14 protein-coding genes and 2 riboswitches are annotated in these 20,123 nt (G+C 68.3%); of the genes, 2 read left to right on the top strand and 12 right to left on the bottom strand.

What is annotated here, in order from left to right; genetic code table 11:
- Positions 1-85 precede the first annotated feature (85 nt).
- The 8 genes from gcvP to ACFWP0_RS06885 all read right to left on the bottom strand — a co-directional run bounded on the left by gcvP (position 86) and on the right by ACFWP0_RS06885 (position 10,928).
- Complete coding sequence (gene gcvP / locus ACFWP0_RS06920) at positions 86-2,959, bottom strand: aminomethyl-transferring glycine dehydrogenase (protein ID WP_377840721.1); 2,874 nt, start codon at positions 2,957-2,959, stop codon at positions 86-88.
- A gap of 102 nt (positions 2,960-3,061) precedes the next feature.
- Positions 3,062-3,439: a glycine cleavage system protein GcvH gene (gcvH, locus tag ACFWP0_RS06915; RefSeq protein WP_042795177.1), complete on the bottom strand. Its 378-nt coding sequence runs from the start codon at positions 3,437-3,439 to the stop codon at positions 3,062-3,064.
- Between the two features lie 99 nt (positions 3,440-3,538).
- On the bottom strand, positions 3,539-4,639 hold the full coding sequence (gcvT, locus tag ACFWP0_RS06910; RefSeq protein WP_377840719.1) for a glycine cleavage system aminomethyltransferase GcvT: 1,101 nt from the start codon (positions 4,637-4,639) through the stop codon (positions 3,539-3,541).
- A gap of 86 nt (positions 4,640-4,725) precedes the next feature.
- Positions 4,726-4,848, bottom strand: a riboswitch (glycine riboswitch).
- Between the two features lie 35 nt (positions 4,849-4,883).
- A riboswitch (glycine riboswitch) is annotated at positions 4,884-4,979 on the bottom strand.
- Positions 4,980-5,053: 74 nt separating this feature from the next.
- Positions 5,054-5,947 (bottom strand): ZIP family metal transporter, encoded by an 894-nt coding sequence (locus ACFWP0_RS06905; RefSeq protein ID WP_377840718.1) that lies wholly within the window; start codon positions 5,945-5,947, stop codon positions 5,054-5,056.
- A 30-nt stretch (positions 5,948-5,977) separates the two neighbouring features.
- Positions 5,978-6,592, bottom strand: coding sequence for a superoxide dismutase (locus ACFWP0_RS06900; RefSeq protein ID WP_377840716.1), 615 nt, complete (start codon positions 6,590-6,592; stop codon positions 5,978-5,980).
- 154 nt (positions 6,593-6,746) lie between these two features.
- On the bottom strand, positions 6,747-7,949 hold the full coding sequence (locus tag ACFWP0_RS06895) for an NAD(P)/FAD-dependent oxidoreductase (RefSeq protein WP_377840714.1): 1,203 nt from the start codon (positions 7,947-7,949) through the stop codon (positions 6,747-6,749).
- A 23-nt stretch (positions 7,950-7,972) separates the two neighbouring features.
- Positions 7,973-10,234, bottom strand: coding sequence for an Orn/Lys/Arg decarboxylase N-terminal domain-containing protein (locus tag ACFWP0_RS06890; RefSeq protein ID WP_377840713.1), 2,262 nt, complete (start codon positions 10,232-10,234; stop codon positions 7,973-7,975).
- 241 nt (positions 10,235-10,475) lie between these two features.
- Complete coding sequence (locus tag ACFWP0_RS06885) at positions 10,476-10,928, bottom strand: hypothetical protein (RefSeq protein ID WP_377840711.1); 453 nt, start codon at positions 10,926-10,928, stop codon at positions 10,476-10,478.
- Between the two features lie 117 nt (positions 10,929-11,045).
- On the opposite strand from ACFWP0_RS06885, the gene ACFWP0_RS06880 reads away from it, so the two are divergent.
- The gene (locus ACFWP0_RS06880; RefSeq protein WP_377840709.1) at positions 11,046-11,564 is read left to right on the top strand and encodes a GNAT family N-acetyltransferase; all 519 of its coding nucleotides are present in this window, start codon (positions 11,046-11,048) and stop codon (positions 11,562-11,564) included.
- Between the two features lie 31 nt (positions 11,565-11,595).
- Here ACFWP0_RS06880 and ACFWP0_RS06875 read toward each other — a convergent pair whose 3' ends face one another.
- On the bottom strand, positions 11,596-12,837 hold the full coding sequence (locus tag ACFWP0_RS06875; RefSeq protein ID WP_377840707.1) for a diguanylate cyclase: 1,242 nt from the start codon (positions 12,835-12,837) through the stop codon (positions 11,596-11,598).
- A 161-nt stretch (positions 12,838-12,998) separates the two neighbouring features.
- Here ACFWP0_RS06875 and ACFWP0_RS06870 point away from each other — a divergent pair, with 161 nt between their 5' ends.
- Complete coding sequence (locus ACFWP0_RS06870) at positions 12,999-13,868, top strand: GNAT family N-acetyltransferase (protein ID WP_377840705.1); 870 nt, start codon at positions 12,999-13,001, stop codon at positions 13,866-13,868.
- A 1-nt stretch (position 13,869) separates the two neighbouring features.
- On the opposite strand, the gene dcd is transcribed toward ACFWP0_RS06870, so the two are convergent.
- The 3 genes from dcd to ACFWP0_RS06855 form a co-directional block, all read right to left on the bottom strand.
- On the bottom strand, positions 13,870-14,433 hold the full coding sequence (dcd, locus tag ACFWP0_RS06865; RefSeq protein WP_377840704.1) for a dCTP deaminase: 564 nt from the start codon (positions 14,431-14,433) through the stop codon (positions 13,870-13,872).
- A 110-nt stretch (positions 14,434-14,543) separates the two neighbouring features.
- Positions 14,544-18,170, bottom strand: coding sequence for a translocation/assembly module TamB domain-containing protein (locus ACFWP0_RS06860; RefSeq protein WP_377841178.1), 3,627 nt, complete (start codon positions 18,168-18,170; stop codon positions 14,544-14,546).
- A 56-nt stretch (positions 18,171-18,226) separates the two neighbouring features.
- The gene (locus tag ACFWP0_RS06855) at positions 18,227-20,122 is read right to left on the bottom strand and encodes an autotransporter assembly complex family protein (RefSeq protein ID WP_377840702.1); all 1,896 of its coding nucleotides are present in this window, start codon (positions 20,120-20,122) and stop codon (positions 18,227-18,229) included.
- Position 20,123 lies beyond the last annotated feature (1 nt).

The following is a 20,123-nucleotide window of genomic DNA, read 5'->3' as shown; positions in this document are numbered from 1 at the left end:
CCCGTCGGTGAAAGACGGGGGCTTTTTGTTGCCCGGACCAGAGGGAAAGAGGCGCCCGGCCCGCGCCGGGCCTCTCTTCAAGACCTCAGGCGTAGGCCTCGACCGGCAGGCAGGCGCACACCAGGTTGCGGTCGCCGTACGCGTTGTCCACACGGGCCACGGGCGGCCAGTACTTGGCGTCGCGCAGGGACGCGACCGGGTAGGCGGCCTGCTGGCGCGGATAGTCGTGCAGCCATTCCTCGGCCAGCAGCATCTGCGCGGTGTGCGGCGCGTTCTTCAGGACGTTGTCGTCGCGATCGCGTTCGCCGCGTTCGACCTGGGCGATTTCCTCGCGGATCGAGATCATCGCGTCGATGAAGCGGTCCAGCTCGGCCACGCCCTCGGATTCGGTCGGTTCGACCATCAGGGTGCCGGCCACCGGGAAGCTCATGGTCGGCGCGTGGAAGCCATAGTCCATCAGGCGCTTGGCGATGTCTTCGGCGCTGATGCCGCTGGTTTCCTTGAGCGGGCGCACGTCCAGGATGCACTCGTGCGCCACGCGGCCGTTGCGGCCCGCGTACAGGACCGGATAGTGGCCGCGCAGGCGGGTGGCGATGTAGTTGGCGTTCAGGATGGCCACCTCGGTCGCGCGGCGCAGGCCGTCGGCGCCCATCAGCGCGATGTACACGAACGGGATCGGCAGGATGCCGGCGGAGCCGAACGGCGCGGCCGAGACCGGGCCGACGCGGGCGTCGCCGGCCAGCTTGCCCTGTTCGTTCACCACGCCGGGCAGGTAGGGCGCTAGGTGCGCGCGCACCGCCACGGGGCCTACGCCCGGGCCGCCGCCGCCGTGCGGAATGCAGAACGTCTTGTGCAGATTCAGGTGCGACACGTCCGAGCCGAACTTGCCGGGCTGGGCCACGCCGACCATCGCGTTCATGTTGGCGCCGTCCAGGTAGACCTGCCCGCCGGCCTTGTGGACCAGATCGCAGATCTCGGTCACGGCTTCTTCGAACACGCCGTGGGTCGACGGATACGTGATCATCAGGGCGGCCAGCTTGTCGCCGACCTGTTCGATCTTGGCGCGCAGGTCGGCCAGGTCCACGTTGCCGTTGGCGTCGGAGGCCACCACCACCACGTCCATGCCGGCCAGCTGGGCCGAGGCGGGGTTGGTGCCGTGCGCCGACGACGGGATCAGGCAGATGTTGCGCTGGTGCTGGCCGTTGGCCTGGTGATAGCCGCGGATGGCCAGGAGGCCGGCGTACTCGCCTTGCGCGCCCGAGTTGGGCTGCAGGCTGATGTTGTCGTAGCCGGTGATTTCGCACAGCGCGGCCGACAGGCGGTCGATCAGCTCGTTGTAGCCCTGGCTTTGCGACGCCGGCGCGAACGGGTGGATCAGCGCGAATTCGGGCCAGGTGATGGGAATCATCTCGGCCGTGGCGTTCAGCTTCATGGTGCACGAACCCAGCGGGATCATCGTGCGGTCCAGGGCCAGGTCCTTGTCGGCCAGCTTGCGCAGGTAGCGCAGCATGTCGGTCTCGGACTGCACGCTGGAGAACACCGGATGCGTCAGGATCGCGCTTTCGCGGACCACCGGCGCGGGGATGCCGCCGGCGGCCGCCGCGTCCAGCGCGTCGATGTCGAGCTCGACGTCATCGCGTTCCAGGCCGGAGGCGAAGACGTTGACCAGCGCTTGCAGGTCGGCGACGGTGACGGTCTCGTCCAGCGAGACCGCCAGGCGGGCGCCATCGACGCGGCGCAGGTTGATGTGCTCGCAGTCGGCGGCGGTCAGGATGGCGGGGGTCGCGGCGCCGGTTTCGAGCAGCAGGGTGTCGAAGAAGGTGTCGTTGACGACCTTCACGCCCAGCTTGATGAGCTCGGCGCGCAGGATGGCGGTGCTGCGCTGCACGCGCTCGGCGATGCGGCGGATGCCGGCGGGGCCATGCCACACGGCGTACATGCCGGCCATCACGGCCAGCAGCACCTGCGCGGTGCAGATGTTGGAGGTGGCCTTCTCGCGGCGGATGTGCTGCTCGCGCGTTTGCAGCGCCAGGCGCATGGCCGGGTTGCCCTGGGCGTCCTTGGACACGCCGACCAGGCGGCCGGCCATGTTGCGCTTGAACGAATCCTTGCAGGCCATGAAGCCGGCGTGCGGGCCGCCAAAACCGAACGGCACGCCAAAACGCTGGGCCGAGCCGATGGCGATGTCCGCGCCCCACTCGCCCGGGGCGGCCAACAGGGCCAGCGCCAGCAGGTCGGTGGCGCAGGCGACCACGGCGCCTTGCGCATGGGCGGCTTCGGCCAGCTTGCGGTAGTCGGAGACGGAGCCCGTGCTGTGCGGGTACTGCAGCAGTACGCCGAAGCACTCGGGCAGGCCTTCGGCCTCGTCGCCCACGGCGATCTCGATGTCCAGGCCCTCGGCGCGCGTGCGCACGACTTCGATGGTCTGGGGATGCACGTGGCGCGAAATGAAGAACACCGGGCTCTGCGACTTGGCGCCGCGGCGGGCGAGCGTCATGGCTTCGGCGGCGGCGGTGCTTTCGTCCAGCAGCGAGGCATTGGAGATGTCCAGCCCGGTCAGGTCGGCGACCATGGTCTGGTAGTTCAGCAGGGCTTCGAGGCGGCCCTGGGAGATCTCGGGCTGGTAGGGCGTGTAGGCCGTGTACCAGGCGGGATTCTCAAGAATGTTGCGCAACACCACATTGGGCGTCTGCGTGCCGTAGTACCCCTGCCCGATGTAGTTGCGGTAGACCTTGTTGCGGCCCGCGATCTGCTTCAGTTCGGCCAGCACGTCGGCTTCGCTGCGCGAGGGCGGCAGCGCCAGCGGCGCCTGGCTGCGGATCTTCGGGGGCACGACTTCTTCGATCAGGGCATCCAGGCTGGCGCTGCCGATGACGGCAAGCATGGCGGCCTGGTCGGCGTCGGAGGGGCCGATGTGGCGGGGAATGAAGTCGGTATGAGTGTCTAGGGCGCGCGACATGGGGAGATCTCGGGGTAGCGGGTGTCGTCGAGGGACGGACGGTAGTGCTTCTTGCGTGGCGGGCGCGGCGCCTGGTCGGCCCCTCGCCCGCCACGAGCCGGCTTAGCCGTTGGCGACGGCTTCGTAGCCGGCGGCGTCCAGCAGCTTGTCGGCGTCGGCGGCGTTGACCGGCTTGATCTTGAAGATCCAGGCGGTGAAAGCCGATTCGTTGATCAGGTTGGGGTTGTTTTCGAGTTCTTCGTTGAAGGCGACGATTTCGCCGGCCACCGGCGCGTAGATGTCCGAGGCGGCCTTGACCGACTCGACCACGCCGGCGGTTTCGCCCGCGTTCAGCTTGGCGCCGACCTTTACGTCGCCAACGAAAACCAGATCGCCCAATTGATCCTGGGCGGTGTCGGTGATGCCGACGACGAACACGTCGCCTTCGGCTTTGACCCATTCATGGGACTCGGTGTACTTGCGATCGGTGGGCAGACTCATGGGAACTCCTGAGGGAATGCGGGTAGATGAATGGTGTTGCGCGCCTCGCGCGGGCGGCCGTCGCCCAGGCCGGGCCGGCGCTCGCGCGAAGCTTCGAGTTTACGAGTGTTCGACGGCTTTGCCGTTACGGACAAATGGCAGCTTGCAGACCAGGGCGGGCACCCATTTGCCGCGGATGTCGACCTCCACCGTATCGCCCGGACGCACGCCTTGCGGCAGGCGGGCAAAGCCGATGGACACGCCCAGCGTGGGCGACATGGTGCCGCTGGTGAGTTCGCCCGCGCCTTGCGGAGTGCGCACGGCCATGTGCGCGCGCATGACGCCGCGCTCTTGCAGCTTCAGGCCAAGGAAGGCGGCGGGGGTGGCGAACTGCTCCAGCGCGTCGCGGCCGATGAAACGGCGGTCGGCGTTCTTCAGCGACACCGTCCAGGTCAGGCCGGCTTCGCCGGGCTGGGTCAGCTCGTCCATATCCTGGCCGTACAGATTCATGCCGGCTTCCAGGCGCAGCGTGTCGCGCGCGCCCAGGCCGGCCGGACGCACGCCCTGGGCAGCCAGGTCGCGCCAGAGCTGCGCCACCTCGGCGGCGGGCAGCACGATTTCGAAGCCGTCTTCGCCGGTGTAGCCCGTGCGGGCGACCAGCGTGTCGTCGCCCACGATGGCGGCGACAAAGGGGGTCAGGGGTTCGGTGGCGGCTTGCCACGCCGGGCGCGCTGCCCACAGCTTGGCGCGGGCGTTGGGGCCCTGCACGGCCACCATGGCCAGGTCGCGGCGCGGAGCAATGACGACGTCGAACGAGCCGGCCTGCTTCACGCGCTGCATCCAGGCGACGTCCTTGTCGGCCGTGCCCGCGTTGACCACGACGCGCCATTCGTCGGCCGCGAAGAAATAGATGATCAGGTCGTCGATGACGCCGCCCTGCGGATTCAGCATGCAGCTGTAGAGCGCCTTGCCCGGCACCGTCAGCTTGGAGACGTCATTGGCGACCAGGCGCTGCAGGAAAGCGTAGGCGTCGGGGCCCGTCACGTCGACGTTGAGCATGTGCGAGACATCGAACATGCCGGCGTCCTGGCGCACCGCATGGTGCTCCTCGAGCTGCGAGCCGTAGGCCAGGGGCATGTCCCAGCCGCCGAAATCGACCATTCGGGCGCCGGCGGCGATGTGTTCTTCGGCCAGCGGGGTGCGTTTGAGGGTTGCGGACATGCGCGGGAACTCCGGGGCGGCAGTGATGCCAGGGTTACGGAATGCCGGTGGCGGCAAGCGGACTGCGCCCGCGCCACGGCTGAATCTTCCGCCCCTCTGTCCTTTTGCCTGAGAGTTGCCCCGCGTGGCGGGTTTGCACCTTCGGCGCCTGGGCTGCTCGCTATGTCCCTAGTTCAGGGGCGGCGCCAGGTCTCTCCAGAGTGCTGTTTTGCCGCGTCCAGCGGGTAAGAAAACCGGGACGGAGCAAGCATGTGCGGTATCGGTTGCCTGAGCGATTCTGGGCGAATTGCGCCTTCGGCGGCGGCCGGACTTACGGGCCGCTCTCTCCCGCAACATGCGTGACAGCGCCGAAAGCATACAACGAAAGCCGCGTGCCGAAAAGGCGGAAAACGAGGCGCTCGCCGTCAGGCCCCGCTAGGCCAGCGCCGTATCCAGCAGCATCATCAGCACGAAGCCCAGCATCAGCCCGCAGGTCGCGTAGATCTCGTGCCCCTTGCGGTGCGATTCCGGGATGATCTCGTGGCTGATGACGAACAGCATGGCGCCCGCGGCAAAGCCCAGCCCCCAAGGCAGGAGCGGCGCCGACCAGCCGACGATGGCGGCCCCCAGCACCGCGCCCAGCGGTTCGACCAGGCCCGACAGCATGCCCAGGGCCACGGCGAAGGTCCGCTTGTAGCCGGCGGCCAGCAAGGCCACGGCCACCACCAGCCCTTCGGGAATATCCTGGATGGCGATGCCGGTCGCCAGCGCCGTGCCGCGCACGGGGTCCCCGCCGGCATAGCCCACGCCGATCGCCAGGCCCTCGGGCAGGTTGTGCAGCGTGATGGCGAACACGAACAGCCAGGTGCGGCGCAGCCGGTGGGCCTCCATGCCCTCCCTGCCCTTGATGAAGTGCTCGTGCGGCAGAGTGCGGTCCATGAGCAGCAGGACCGCCGCCCCCAGCAGCACGGCGGCGCCGACCGTCAGGCCGGCGCCCCAGGGCCCGTAGCCCAGCTCCCGGCCCGCGGCGACGCCCGGCGCCACGAGCGAAAACGCGCTGGCCGCGAGCATCACGCCGGCCCCGAAGCCGAACATGCTGTCCTGCGCCTTCTGGGGGATAGTGCGGGCGAACAGGATGGGCAGCGTGCCCAGCGCGGTCGCGCCGGCCGCGACCAGCCCGCCCAGCAGCGCGTCGGCCACGTGCGGCGCCCGCACGTCCAGGTAGACCCAGAGCTGGTGCAGGCCCAGGCAGGACACCATGACAGCCAGCGTCCAGACGCTGATGCTGGTGGCTGCTGGCCGCAAGCGATGACGGCTGAAGGTATTCATGTGCCGCGGCACTCCTTGCGAGCGTTGCGCTCAGCCCTTTGCCGCTGCGTAGCGGCGCGCCACTTCGGGCCAGTTCACCACATTGTAGAAGGCGCCGATATATTCCGGCCGGCGGTTCTGGTACTTCAGATAATAGGCGTGCTCCCAGACGTCCAGGCCGAGGATCGGCGTATTGCCGTGCATCAGCGGGCTGTCCTGGTTGGCGCTGCTCTCGACCGCCAGCTTGCCCTCCGGGGTCACGCTCAGCCAGGCCCAGCCGCTGCCGAAGCGGGTCAGGGCCGCCTTGGTGAACGCCTCGCGGAACGCCGCCAGGCCGCCCAGCTCGGATTCGATGGCCGCCGCCAGCGCGCCGTCCGGCTCGCCGCCGCCTTCGGGCGACATGACGGACCAGAACAAGCTGTGGTTGGCATGGCCGCCGCCGTGATTGCGGACGGCGCCGCGGATGGCCTCGGGCAATTCGTCCAGGCGCGCGACAAGGGCTTCGACGGGTTCGTCCGTGACGATGCCCGCCCCTTCCAGCGCGGCGTTCAGGCTGGTGACGTAGGTCTGGTGATGTTTGCTGTAATGGATCTCCATCGTCATCGCGTCGATGTGAGGCTCCAGCGCGTCATAGGCGTACGGCAGGTTCGGAAGGGTGTAGGCCATGCATGTCTCCGTCGGATCCGTCCTCCGGGCGGAGGACATAGATCAATATCGAAAACATAAATGATATGTATTTTTATTTAATATCACAATGGCGGATCGACAATTTCTGCCGCGGGCCCGGCGCGCCGTCAGGCGCCCGCGGGCCGGGCGCCGCCTAGAGCGCCTTGCCGCAGGCCACGCCCGAGGCCCAGGCCCATTGGAAGTTGTAGCCGCCCAGCCAGCCCGTGACATCCACGGCTTCGCCGATAAAGTACAGGCCAGGGGTGGTCTTGGCCTGCATGGACTTCTGGTCCAGGCCGCGCGTGTCCACGCCGCCGCGCATCACTTCGGCTTTCTTGTAGCCGGCGGTGCCGCTGGGCACCAGTGCCCATTGATGGATGTCCTGCGCCAGCGCGCGCAAGGTCTTGTCCGGCGCATCCGCCAGGCGCAGCGCCGCCAGCCCGGGCTTGCCGCCCTGCTCCGCCAGGTGCAGCCAGCGGTCGGCCAGGCGCTTGGGCCACAGCCCGGCCAGCACCGTATGCAGCTGCTGCCGGTTGCCGGACTTGGACGCCAGCAGCGCTTCGGCCAGGTCCCGGCCCGGCGCCAGGTCGATCACGATCGGCTCCCCGGGCTTCCAGAAGCTTGATATCTGCAGGATGGCGGGGCCGGACAGCCCCCGGTGCGTGAACAGCAAGTCCTCCAGGAACTCGCCGCGCGTCTTGCCCTGCCCCGTGTGCAGGTTCACTTCCAGCGCCACGCCCGACAGCTCGGACAAGGCCTGCCAGTGCGCGGGGTCGAACGTCAGCGGCACGAGCGCGGGCCGCGGCTCCACCACTTTCAGGCCGAACTGGCGCGCAATCTTCAAGCCGAAGTCGGTGGCGCCCAACTGCGGGATCGCCATGCCGCCCGTCGCCACCACCAGCTTGGCGGCGCGGATCGCGCCCTGGCCGGTGCGCAGTTCGAACCCCTGCTCGCCGTGGGCGATCTCGGCCACCGGACAGCCCATGCGCCATTGCACATTGCCCGCGTCGCACTCGGCGCGCAGCATGTCGATGACGGATTCGCTGGAATCGTTGCAGAACAGCTGGCCGCGATGCTTCTCGTGCCAGGCGATGTGGTGGCGCTTCATCAGCGCCAGGAAATCCTGCGGCGTGTAGGCCGACAGGGCAGACCGGCAGAAATGCGGATTGTCGGAAAGGAAATTGGCGGGCCCGGCGCCGATGTTCGTGAAGTTGCAGCGGCCTCCGCCGGATATGCGGATCTTCTCCGCCAGGCGCTCCGCATGGTCGACCAGCACCACGCGCAAGCCGCGCTGGCCGGCTACCGCTGCACACATCATGCCAGCGGCGCCGGCGCCGAGTACGGCTACATCAAACATCAGGACTCCAGACCCGCCGGGTCTTACTCTTCGATCAGGCAATCAACGTAATAGCGCTTTTCGCCATCGGGACCAATTTCATCGGCCAGGCCGTGAATATAGGTTTCGAAGCCGGGGAAGCGTTCGTTGAATTCGCGCGCGAACTGCAGGTACTGGACGATGGTGCGGTTGAAGCGTTCGCCAGGAATCAGCAGCGGAATGCCCGGAGGATACGGCGTCAGCAGCACGCCGGTGACGCGGCCTTCCAGCTTGTCGATGTCGACGCGCTCGACCTCGCGGTGCGCCATGCGGGCAAATGCGTCCGACGGCTTCAGCGCGGGCACCATGTCGCTGAGATACATCTCGGTCGTCAGGCGGGCCACGTCGCGCTCGCGATAGGCTTCGTGGATCTGCTGGCACAGATCGCGCAGGCCCATGCGCTCGTAGCGGCGATGGTCGCGGCAGAACTCCGGCAGGATGCGCCACAGCGGCTGGTTGCGGTCGTAGTCGTCCTTGAACTGCTGCAAGGCGGTCAGGAGCGTGTTCCAGCGGCCCTTGGTGATGCCGATGGTGAACAGGATGAAGAACGAGTACAGGCCCGTCTTCTCGACCACCACGCCATGCTCGGTCAGGTACTTGGAGACCAGGGCGGCGGGAATGCCGGTTTCGCCGAAGCTGCCCGACATGTCCAGCCCGGGCGTGATGACCGTGGCCTTGATCGGGTCCAGCATGTTGAAGCCTTCGGCCATTTCGCCGAAGCCGTGCCAATGGTCGTTGGATTCCAGGATCCATTCGTCGCGGTTGCCGATGCCTTCGGACACCAGGCGGTTCGGGCCCCAGACCTTGAACCACCAGTCGTTCTTGCCGAACTCGGACTCCACCTTGCGCATGGCGCGGCGAAAGTCCAGGGCTTCGCGGATGCTCTCCTCGACCAGCGCGGTGCCTCCGGGCGGCTCCATCATGGCCGCGGCCACGTCGCAGGACGCGATGATCGCGTACTGGGGCGACGTGGACGTGTGCATCAGGTACGCCTCGTTGAACACGTTGCGGTCCAGCTTGCGGGTCTCGGACTCCTGCACGATGATCTGCGAGGCTTGCGAGATGCCGGCCAGCAGCTTGTGCGTGGAGTGCGTGGCGAAGACCATCGCATCCTGGCTGCGCGGGCGGTCCTGCCCGATGGCATGCATGTCCTGGTAGAACTCGTGGAACGAGGCGTGCGGCAGCCAGGCTTCGTCAAAGTGCAGCGTGTCGACGTAGCTGCCCAGTTGCTGCTTGATCATTTCCACGTTGTAGATGACGCCGTCGTACGTGCTCTGCGTCAGCGTCAGGATGCGCGGATTCTTGTTCACCGCTTCGCGCGCGAAGGGGTTGGCTTCGATCTTCTTGCGGATGTTGTCCGGGTGGAATTCTTCCAGCGGGATCGGGCCGATGATGCCCAGGTGGTTGCGCGTGGGGCGCAGGAACACCGGGATCGCGCCCGTCATCGTGATGGCGTGCAGGATCGACTTGTGGCAGTTGCGGTCCACCACCACGACGTCGCCGGCGGCGACGTTGGCATGCCAGACGACCTTGTTCGAGGTCGAGGTGCCGTTGGTCACGAAGAAGCAGTGGTCCGCGTGGAAGATGCGCGCGGCGTTCAGCTCGGACTCGGCGATGGGGCCGGTGTGGTCCAGCAGCTGGCCCAGTTCGTCCACGGCGTTGCAGACGTCGGCGCGCAGCATGTTCTCGCCGAAGAACTGGTGGAACATCCGTCCCACCGGGCTCTTCAGGAACGCCACGCCGCCCGAGTGGCCCGGGCAGTGCCAGGAATACGAACCGTCCTGCGCGTACTTGACCAGCTCGCGGAAGAACGGCGGCGGCAGGCTGTCGACGTAGCTGCGGGCTTCGCGGATGATGTGGCGCGCCACGAATTCGGGCGTGTCCTCGAACATGTGGATGAAGCCGTGCAGTTCGCGCAGGATGTCGTTCGGGATGTGCTCCGAGGTGCGCGTTTCCCCGTACAGGTAGATGGGGATGTCGGCATTGCGAAAGCGCAGCTCGCCGATGAACATGCGCAGATTCTTGATCGCGCTGGCCACGTCCTCCGGCGAGTCCACGTCGAACTCTTCATCGTCGATCGACAGGATGAAGGCGCTGGCGCGGCTTTGCTGTTGCGCAAACGAACTCAGGTCGCCGTAACTGGTCACCCCGATCACCTCGACGCCCTCGGCCTCGATCGCAGCTGACAAGGCACGGATACCCAAACCGGACGCGTTCTCGGAACGGTAGTCCTCGTCGATGATGAAAATGGGGAAGCGGAATTTCATGCAGGCGCTCCTGGGGGCAAGGCGAATCGGACGCGTATCGCGGCGCGACGGTACTGCTAGTAAAAACCCGTCCAATGACAGACGGCGCGAGCACCCGCCGGGGAGGCGGGAATGGCGGAATTGTAGGGCTGTTTTTCTTACAGTCCTAAGGGAAATCCCCAGAAGGCGCGCCGGCCGTTGTCCTGACGCCAAAAGCGGGCGCTTTCAGCACAGGAACAGGGGCGGCCCTGCGGAGCAAAGCCTAGCGGATGGTCCGGGCTTCGCCCGTCTGCAAGGCGGCCGAGAACAGGTCGAAGTAGGCGGGTATCGCCTCGGCGGCGCCGTAGCGGATGCGCCGCTCGACCTTGGCAATGGCGCCAAAGCAGACCTCGGCCCCGGGCTCGCCGCAAACCAGGACAACGGGGTCCTCGTCGTCGCAGACTTCGTACAAGCCGCCATGCGCGCGGCGGCCGACCTCGTACAGGTACGCGGCGGCGCCGACGGTTTGCATGGGGGTCAGAGGCAGCGTCCCGAGATGGGCGGCCTCGAGCGCGTCATCCAGCGCGTGCACGCTGGACAGCGAGTAGTCCAGCACGGCGCCGGTGGAACCGGCGGCCTGCACGAAATCCTGCGCGGCATCCGCCACACGAGCCACGAATTCTTCCTGGACTTCGTCGCGCGTGGCGTCCTGGTTTATCTTGAGGAAACCGAACATCAGTGGCTCCTTTGTGAAAACCGCAAGCGGCATTAGGTCCATTATAGGCAGGCCCGCCCGCCTATACTGCCCAAAACGCCCCAGAACGTTCCCTATTCCCAACACTCCATTTCCCCCATGTCCGATCCTCTCGTCCGACGTCTGACCGCCTCAGATGCCGCGTCCCTGCGGCAATTGCGCCTGGACGCGCTGGTTGAAACCCCGGAATCCTTCGGATCGAGTTACGAAGAGGAACACACGCTGACATTGGAGGACATCCGCGAATGGATCGCGCCGGCCAACGATGGCGCCATGTTCGGCGTGTTTGTGGACGGCGCGCTTGCCGGCATGGTGGGCGTGGGGCGCCAGCGCATGCTGAAGATGCGCCACAAGGCGCACATCTGGAGCATGTACGTGACGCCCTCGCAGCGCGGGCGCGGACTGGGCCGGCTGCTGATGCACGCGGCGATCGCCCATGCGCGGACCATGCGCGGCATCCGGCAGGTGCAATTGAGCGTGACCGCCAACAACGCGGCGGCGGCCGCGCTGTACGCCAGTCTTGGGTTTGCCGTGTACGGGCACGAGCCCGAAGCGCTGTGCGTGAACGGCGAGCTTTACGACGAAGCGCTGATGGCGCTGCCGCTGGCCGGCAAATAGCGCCGCGCCCAGAGCCGCACCCGCGCGGCGGTCAGGCCGCGCTGGCCCGCCGGCGCGCGCCGTAGGCGCACACCTGGTTGCGTCCGCCGCCCTTGGCCTTGTAGAGCGCCTGGTCGGCCGCCTTGATCACGGCTTCCGGCGCGCGCAGCGCGTCGCCGCGCTCGGCCACGCCTATGCTCACCGTCACGCGCAGCGGCCGTGAACCACGGCTTGCGCGGCCGCCGCGCCGGCGCTGGCCGACCTGATCGGCCTTGGGCCGGGCCGGCTTGTCGCGCAGCCGCATCTGGTAGGCCTCGATGGCGCGTCTGACGGCTTCCAGGTGCGGCATGGCTTCGGCCGCGGTCTTGCCCGGGAACACCAGCGTGAATTCTTCGCCGCCATAGCGATAGGCCTGGCCGCCGCCCGGCACGCGGCGCAGCTGGGACGCCACCATGCGCAGCACCTGGTCGCCGACGTCATGGCCGTGCGTATCGTTGAACGCCTTGAAGTGATCCACGTCGGCCATCGCCAGCGTATAGACGCGACCCATGCGCTGCAGCCGCTCGTTCAGCGCGCGCCGGCCCGGCAAGCCGGTGAGCTCGTCGCGGAACGCCATGTGAAAGCCTTCGTGCGCCAGCGAAATGCACAGCGCGGTGAGCGAGGTGGCGGACATCAGCGCCAGTTCGATGGGATGGTTCGCGCCGCGCGGCAAGGCCCAGGCCATGCACACAAAGCCCAGCCACTGCCCGGCCTGCTGCGGACGCCCATAGCGCAACAGCAGCAGCGTCAGGGTCAGGCCGGTGGCCAGCAGCGCCGCCAAAGCCTCGACCGGCACGCCCAGGCGCGCCAGCATGCCTTGCAGCGCAAGCGTGCCGAAGAAATCGCCCACGCCTTCCTTGCCGGCCAGCGCGATCGCGGCCGCGCCCGCGGCCATCAGGGCGATGCGGGCCGCCATGTCCCTCAGCATGCTGGAACGTTCCGACCACAAGGCGTTGATCGTGTACACGAGCGACCACCAAGCCAGCATGGGGCCCATCGCCCAGGGCGCCTGGCGCGCGAGCGTGGGCCAGGCCGCGCTGACGGCGAGCACGCACAGCATCAGCGCCATCGTCTGCGAGCGCTGGTACATCAGGCAGATCGCCGCGCCGATCAGGGCCATCACCCACGGCACGAACGGCACGATCAGGGTCAGCGCGGGCGGCCATTCCCGCCAGAGCAGAAGTCCCACCGCCGCGGCCACAGGCAGCGCGGGATAGAACAGAAGGGGCAACCAGGGAATGTGGGGGTAACGCACGGATCGGGGCCTTGCTCACGCTTGCAGAGATGACGTCGCCAAATCGGCAAACACATGTACTCTTTTTACGGACGCGGCGTGGGGTTCTTTAGCGCAAGGCGCGTAACACCAGGCATTGCGCCCGTGCTATGTTTTTACGCTTCATACGGCGGAAAGCACCCATGAGAATCCTGGTCAACATCGATGTGCCCGACCTTGAACACGCCATCGACTTCTATCAACGCGCGTTCGGGCTGAAACTGCAGCGACGACTGGGGCCGCAGGCCGCGGAAATGCTGGGCGCGCAGGCGCCCATCTATCTGCTGGAAAAAGCTGCGGGCACGCCGGCGGCGGGCGCCACGCGCCAGCCGCGCGACTACGCGCGGCATTGGACGCCCGTACATCTGGACGTGGTGGTGGACGACGTGGACCTTGCGGTCGCGCAGGCGGTGGCGGCGGGCGCAAATCTGGAAGACCCCGCCCAAACACACGCCTGGGGCCGGATCGCGCACCTGAGCGATCCGTACGGCCACGGCATCTGCATCCTGCAATTCCTGGGGCAAGGCTACGACGCGCTGACCTCGGAGAAACCCTCCGGGACGCGGACGCTGCGGTTCCAGCCGGTGTCCGAAGCGGACTTCGAGGCGCTGCTGGCGCTGCGGATCGAGGCCATGCGCGAAAGCCTGGAGCGGCTGGGACGCTTCGATCCGGCGCGGGCGCGCTCGCGCCTGCGCGCCACGTTCCGGCCGGAACACACGTGGTCCATCGAGCAGGACGGAGAACGCATCGGCTTCTACGCCTTGCGCCCCGACGGCGACGGCCTGCGCCTGGACCACCTGTATGTGCGGCCCGCCGCGCAGGGACAAGGCCTGGGCGGCCTGGTCATGCGGCGGATCCTGGAAACTGCCGACAGCCGCGGGCTGCCGGTGCGCGTGGGCGCGCTGCGCGACAGCGACTCGAACCGCTTTTATCGCCGGCACGGCTTCGTCCAGACGGACGAAAGCGAATGGGATATCGACTACCTGCGCCCGGCGCCGGCGCCAAAGCCCTGAATCAGGTGCGCGGCAGCGTGACGCCGCGCTGGCCCTGGTACTTGCCGCCACGGTCGCGGTAAGAGGTCTCGCACACTTCGTCGCTTTCCAGGAACAGCATCTGCGCGCAGCCTTCGCCGGCGTAGATCTTGGCGGGCAGCGGCGTGGTGTTCGAGAATTCCAGCGTGACGTGGCCTTCCCATTCGGGTTCCAGCGGCGTGACGTTGACGATGATGCCGCAGCGCGCGTAGGTGCTCTTGCCCAGGCAGATCGTCAGCACGCTGCGGGGAATACGGAAGTACTCGACCGTGCGGGCCAGCGCGAAGGAGTTCGGGGGAATGATGCAGACACCGCCCTTGAAATCCACGAACGAGCCTTCGTCGAAATTCTTGGGGTCGACGATAGTGGAGTTGATGTTCGTGAAGATCTTGAATTCGTCGGCGCAGCGCACGTCGTAGCCGTAACTGCTGGTGCCGTAGCTGACGATGCGCCCGCCATTGGCCGAGCGGACCTGCCCCGGTTCAAAGGGTTCGATCATGCCGGCTTCGGCCTGGCGGCGGATCCAGCGGTCGCTTTTGATGCTCATGGTGGGAAGGGTGCTAGGGGATGAAATGGGCCTCATTTTATCCCGAGCGCGTCCGCCCTGCCCGCGGGCGCGGCGGGACGCCCTTGTCCCGCTGCGCCCGCGCGCCCGGATCAGTTGCCAAAGAGGGTCCGGTACACCAGGGAGATCCCGTTGACCGAACCGCCCTTGAGATCCAGGGACAGGCCCCGCGCCAGGCGGTAGCTGGCCCGCCCGACGGTATCGCTGCCCGACAGCGCCTGCTCCACGCTGAGCGTGATGCCGTTGGCGAAGTTCTTGCTGGCCACCAGGAACTGCGTCGAGAGATCGCTGCCGATGTCCCGGTTCACGTTGCCGGCCACCGTGCGGTCGGGCAGGATGCTGCCCGAACTGCCCATGTTCCCGGTGCGCACCGCGACGTCGTCCAGCCCGAACTGCTTGAAGAACGGCTGCCCGCCCCCCAGCAAGGCCGTGCCTATCGACACCAGCAAGGCCGCGTCGCCGCCGCTTTCGTCGGGGCCGCGCCCCAGCAGCAGCCAGGACAGCTTTTCGACGTCGCTGACGTCCGGGTAGGACACCAGGTCGATGCGGGGCCGCTGCGCCGTACCCACCACCCGCACGCCGGCCTCGACCAGTTCGCCCGTGCGCAAGGCCTCGATGTCCAGCAGGGGGTTGTCCAGCCGGCCCTGGAACGTCAGGGTGCCCCGGCTCAGGCGCAGCCTCTGGCCATAGGCCTCGATGCCGCCGCCGCGCGTGCGCAGTTGCCCCCAGCCCGTCAGCCGGCCGTCGTTGAGCTGGATCTGGATGGAGCCCAGCAGGCCGGCGTCCAGCCCCATGCCGGTGATGTAGAACCGCGGTCCCATGTCGAATTTGAGGTTCATGCTGGTTTGCAGGGGCGTCGAGACCGCCGAGGGGTCCTTGCCCCCGCGGATCACCCTCACGTCGTCATCCAGCGAGGGCACGCCCTGCAGGATCTCCAGGCTGAACCAGCCCGCGTCGGCGCTCAGGTTCCCGACGATGTCCAGGCGCGGCATGGCCGCCCTGACCTCGATGGTGCCGGACACCATGGCGTAGCGGTCCGAACGCTGCAAGGCGGGAAAGCGAAAGAGCGTCAGGCGCACGTTGCCGCCGCCGTCCATGATGTTCCATTCGCCCTTGGCTTCGGCGTATCCGCCCTTCGCGCCGGGGTTGCTCGTGATCCATTCCTTGGTGCGCCATTCCGCCGGCATGACCCGCAGCGACGCCGGGAAGCGCAGGCTGTCCAGCACCAGCCTTTCGCCGTCCAGCCGGGCGGAAAGCGTGCCGTCTATCAGCCGCACGCCGTCATCGATGCGCACCATCCGCAACTTTTCGCCGCGGATGTTGCCCGTGGCGGTCCAGCGGCCCGCCAGCGTGCCCTGGGCTTCCAGGTCGGCCTTGAGCGCGCCCCCGATCTCCATCGAATCGCCCACGAACAGGCCCACCCAGGCCAGGTCGGTGATGTCGGCGTTGAGCCTGGCGCGCAGCGGCTGGCGGGGATCCAGCGCCATGCCGCCCTGGGCGTCCACCACCAGCACCGCCGTGCCGGAGCCATTGACCGAGCCCATCTTGTCGGTGGACAGGTCCACCCTGGCGTCCAGCCGGCTGGCATTGGCCGACGTGGGCGTGGCTGTCAGGTCCAGCACCAGCGTCTTCACGCCCAGCGGGATGGGCGGATCGCCCGGGATCAGCAGATCGCCCGTGCGGCGGGCGATGCGGGCCCGGCCGGCCAGGCGTCCGTCGAACTTCAAGTCCCACAGCAGATCCAGCGCGATGCGGCGCTGGCCGTCCGGGACCATGGCGTTCACGCGCCCGGATTGCTTGCCCAGCTGGGCGGCGGCTTCGGGATCGAACGCGCCGACGAGCTGGCGCGCGATGGAGGCGCTGATCACGAGGTTGTCGGCCTGCCCGGCGGATTCCCAGCGCTTGCCGCCGCCGCGCGAGCCCTGGTGCGCCAGGGTCAGGCGTTCCTTGCCCGGCAGCGTCAGGCTCAGGGCGGTCTGGCCGACCTGCCATTGCCATTGCGGCGCAACGGCGGACGGCAGGAACGACAGCGCGACCGGACGATCCACGGACACGGCAAAGCCGGCGGTGTCGGCTGTCAGCCGGGAGAATGTGCCGCGCCAGCCCACCAGCGCGGCGTCAGGCTGGCCCGCGGCGCCCCTGCCCCAGCCGCCGGCAAAGACCAGGTTGGCTTGCGCCCGGGATTGGCCTAGCAAGCCGGGACGGGGCCTGGGGGGGGTGTAGGTGGCGGTGATGTCGCCCCGGTGGGCGGCCGCGTTGCCGTTGAGCCTGCCCTGCACTTGCGCGCCGCCGGGCACGCCCGGCCAGAATGCTTCCAGCTGGGGCGCTTGCGCGTCCAGCGTCAGCGCGCCGTCCGCGCCGCCCAGTTCCCCTGCCGCCCGGATGCGGTTGCTCCCCAGCCTCAGGTCCACGTCCAGGCCGTGGATCCGCAGTCCCGCCAGCGGGTCGAGCGCCGGGTCCGGCGTGGCCGCTCCCGGCGCCGTGCCGGCCACGTCCACCTGCGCCTTCAGCGCCCCGCTCAAGGCGTGCTGGTTCCAGCGGCTGCCCTCTTCGAACCGCACATCGACGGCGGCATGGCGCAGTTGGCTCAAATTCTCGATATCGGCCTGCACGTCGGCGCGCATGGTCAGCAGCGCCCGCGGAATGGCGTCTCCCGTCCAGGGAGCCAGGTCCAGGCGCTGGGCGTTGAGCGAGCCGACGATCCGGTCGCGGCCCGGGGCGTCGCCCGCCTGCAGGTCGAACTGCGCCGCCAGCGTGGATTTGTCCGGCAGCTCGGCCCGCGCCCGGGCGCTGCGCAGCACCAGGGCCGTGCGCGGCGCCAGATCGGCCACCACGTCCAGCACCAGGCCGGAGCCCGTGCCGTCCAGCTTGGCCTGGATACCCTCCAGCGAACCCGCCGCGTCCGCGCGCAGCACGACCTGGCAAGCGGGCGCCGGCGGCCCGACCAGCTCGGGCGGCGCGGCGGGCGGGGCCTGGCCGGACTTGCCCTTGCCGTTCGCGGCGGCGCCGGCCCGCCCCTTGCCGGGTCCGCGAGCCGCGTCGACGGGCTTGGGCTTGGGCTGCGCCTTCGCCGGTCCGAAGACGCCGCTCAGCCGGTCGGCCTGGCACAGCGGAGACTCGGGACCCGAGCCCCGCGCCGTCACGTCCAGGCGCGCGGCAAAGGGCCAGGGGTCCGCCATGCCCTGCAGTTCGGCCTGACCGCTTACGTCGGCCTCGCCCACCTCGTGGCCGACTCGGAGGCTGGCGATCCGCAGCTGCGCGCCTGTCTGCCCGGCGGCGAAGGTCGCGTTCAGATTACCCAGCGTCACGGGCAAAGGCTGGCCGTCCTGAAGCAGATGGAATTCCCCCAGCGCCACCCGGTCCACGGCAATGTCCACCGGCAAGGCCGGCAGCGTGAAGGGCTCGTCGTCTTCTGCGGGCGGCTCCTCGGGCGAGGAAGCCATGGCCACGCGGACCGACCCGGCCGACACGTCGCGCACGTGCAGCAGCCGGTCGCCCAGCGCTCGCCAATGCACGTCCAGATGCAGGTCGCTGATATCGATGCGCGTGCCGTTTACGTCCAAATCCAGCCTGCCCACCGTCACGCCGCGCAGGAGCGAGCCGTTCACGTCCAGCGCCTGCCCGTTCAATTGCTCGGCGGCGGTGGTCAGCAGCAAGCGCGTGCCGCTCTGCGACGCCGCCAGCCAGAACACGAATCCGCCCGCCAGCACGGCAAGCATGGCCAGCCCAGGCAGCCACCACACCAGCACATGGCGCAGGAATTTACGCAAGAACTTCAAAACGCGATCCCCAGCGAGAAATGCACGCGCAGGTCGCGTTCGCGCTGGCCATAGGCCAGGTCCAGGAACAGCGGGCCCGCCGGCGTGCGCACGCGGGCGCCGACGCCGTAGCCCACCGCCATCGACATGTCGCCGAACGACTCGGCGGCATCGCCCGCGTCGACGAAGACGCCCATGCCCCAGCGTTCATCGAAATAATGGTCGTACTCGATGCTGCCGACCAGCAGCGTGGGCGCGCCCACGACCGCGTTGTCGCGCTGCAGGCCGATGCTCTGGTAGCGGTAGCCGCGGATGGACCGCGCGCCGCCGGTGCGAAAGCCGAAATCGTCAGGCACCTGCACATTGCCGTTGGACCATACGCGGCCAACCTCGCCGCGTATCATCAGGACGTCCAGCTTGCCGATGGGCCACCATTTCTGGCCGCGCAGCCGCATGCGGGTATAGGGCTCGCCCGTATCCAGCGTGACGCCGACCCCGCCGCCCACCGAGATCAGGTTGCCCTCGCGCGGATCGTATTTGTTGTCGACGTCGCGCCGCAGCCATTCGGCCGTCGCGGTGATCGTGGGCAGCGTGTAGCTGTCGCCGCCGTCGATCTTGACGTGATCCTGCGCCAGCAGCATGCCCCAGCGCGTTTCGTATTCGACCCGGCTGTCGCCCGCGCCCTTGCGCTCCCGCGTGCGGGTGGCGCCCAGCGCGTAGCGGGTCACTTCCAGGCCCTGGATGTCGGAGCGGTCCGCCAGCACGCCGATGGAGTCCCGGTAGCCGCGCTCGGTCGGGGGCAGGAGAATATCCATGAAGGCGCGCTGGCGCAGGCGATCCACCCCGAAGCCGGTTTCCATCGTGACGGGCTGGCCGAACACCACATTTTGGCGGTACAGGGATTCCACGCGCACGCCGGCCTCGTCGTCGACGCCGATCGACGCGGAAAAGCGCTTGGGCGGCGCTTCGACCACGCGCACCTGCACGGGCAGGGTCACTTCGCCGTAGGAGTCGAACTGGGGCGGCGGAGGCGGCACGCCGCCCGACACCGCCGGGTCTCCCGCCGGCGCGGCGGCCGCGGCATCGGCTGCGCCCGGCGCGCGGGCGCGGTCCGAAATGGGGTCCGTCGGCTGCCGCAGGCCGTCGCCGGGCTCCTGCAGCGAAACGAAGGCGCCACGGAAAAAGGCGGTGGACTGCAGGTCCTGCTGCCACTGGTCCAGGCGGTCCTGGTCAAAGGGCGACCCCACCCTGTAGCGGACATAGCGTTCGATCAGCGTATCCGGCACTCGCTTGAGGCCTTGCGTATTCAGTTCGCCCATGCGGACCTGCGGCCCGCTGTCGATCGAGACGTGCAGCCTGGCGGTCGCGTTGTCGGCATCGATGTCGGCCCGCGAGGACGTCATGCGCGCCAGCAGGAAATCGCGCGTGGACACGGCGTCCAGCAGCGTCGACTTGGCCCGGTTCCAATCGCTGTTGATGAAAGGCTGTCCCTGCTTGAGCCGCCAGTCGTCGCGCAGCCTCTGCACGCGCTGCGCGTACTCGGGACGCGTGATCCGGCCCGCGAACTCCAGGTTCACGGATTCGACGGTCGTGCGCTTGCCGGGGACGATGGCGATGTCCCAGGTTTCGCCGCCGATGTCGGTGCCGGCCTCCAGCGTTACCTTGGGCGAAAAATAGCCCTGGGTCGCCAGGGCCGCCAGCGTCGCGTCGCGCGCGCGCCGGCGCAGGCGGTTGATTTCACCGCCGTCCTGGTCCTCGGCCAGCCGCGCGATCGCGTCGACGGCCTGGGTGATCGCCTGCAGCGCGGCGGGGGGCACGCCCCCTGGGTCCACAATGACCTCCGGGCGCTTGGCCAACGCCTCGCCCGCCATCACGCACAGTCCTGCCAAGAAGGCGCGGGCAGCCCACCGCATG

This window comes from Achromobacter sp. NPDC058515 (genome assembly GCF_042721735.1).
Classification (GTDB): Bacteria; Pseudomonadota; Gammaproteobacteria; order Burkholderiales; family Burkholderiaceae_B; genus Achromobacter.
This window is presented reverse-complemented; position numbering and strand designations above follow the sequence as displayed.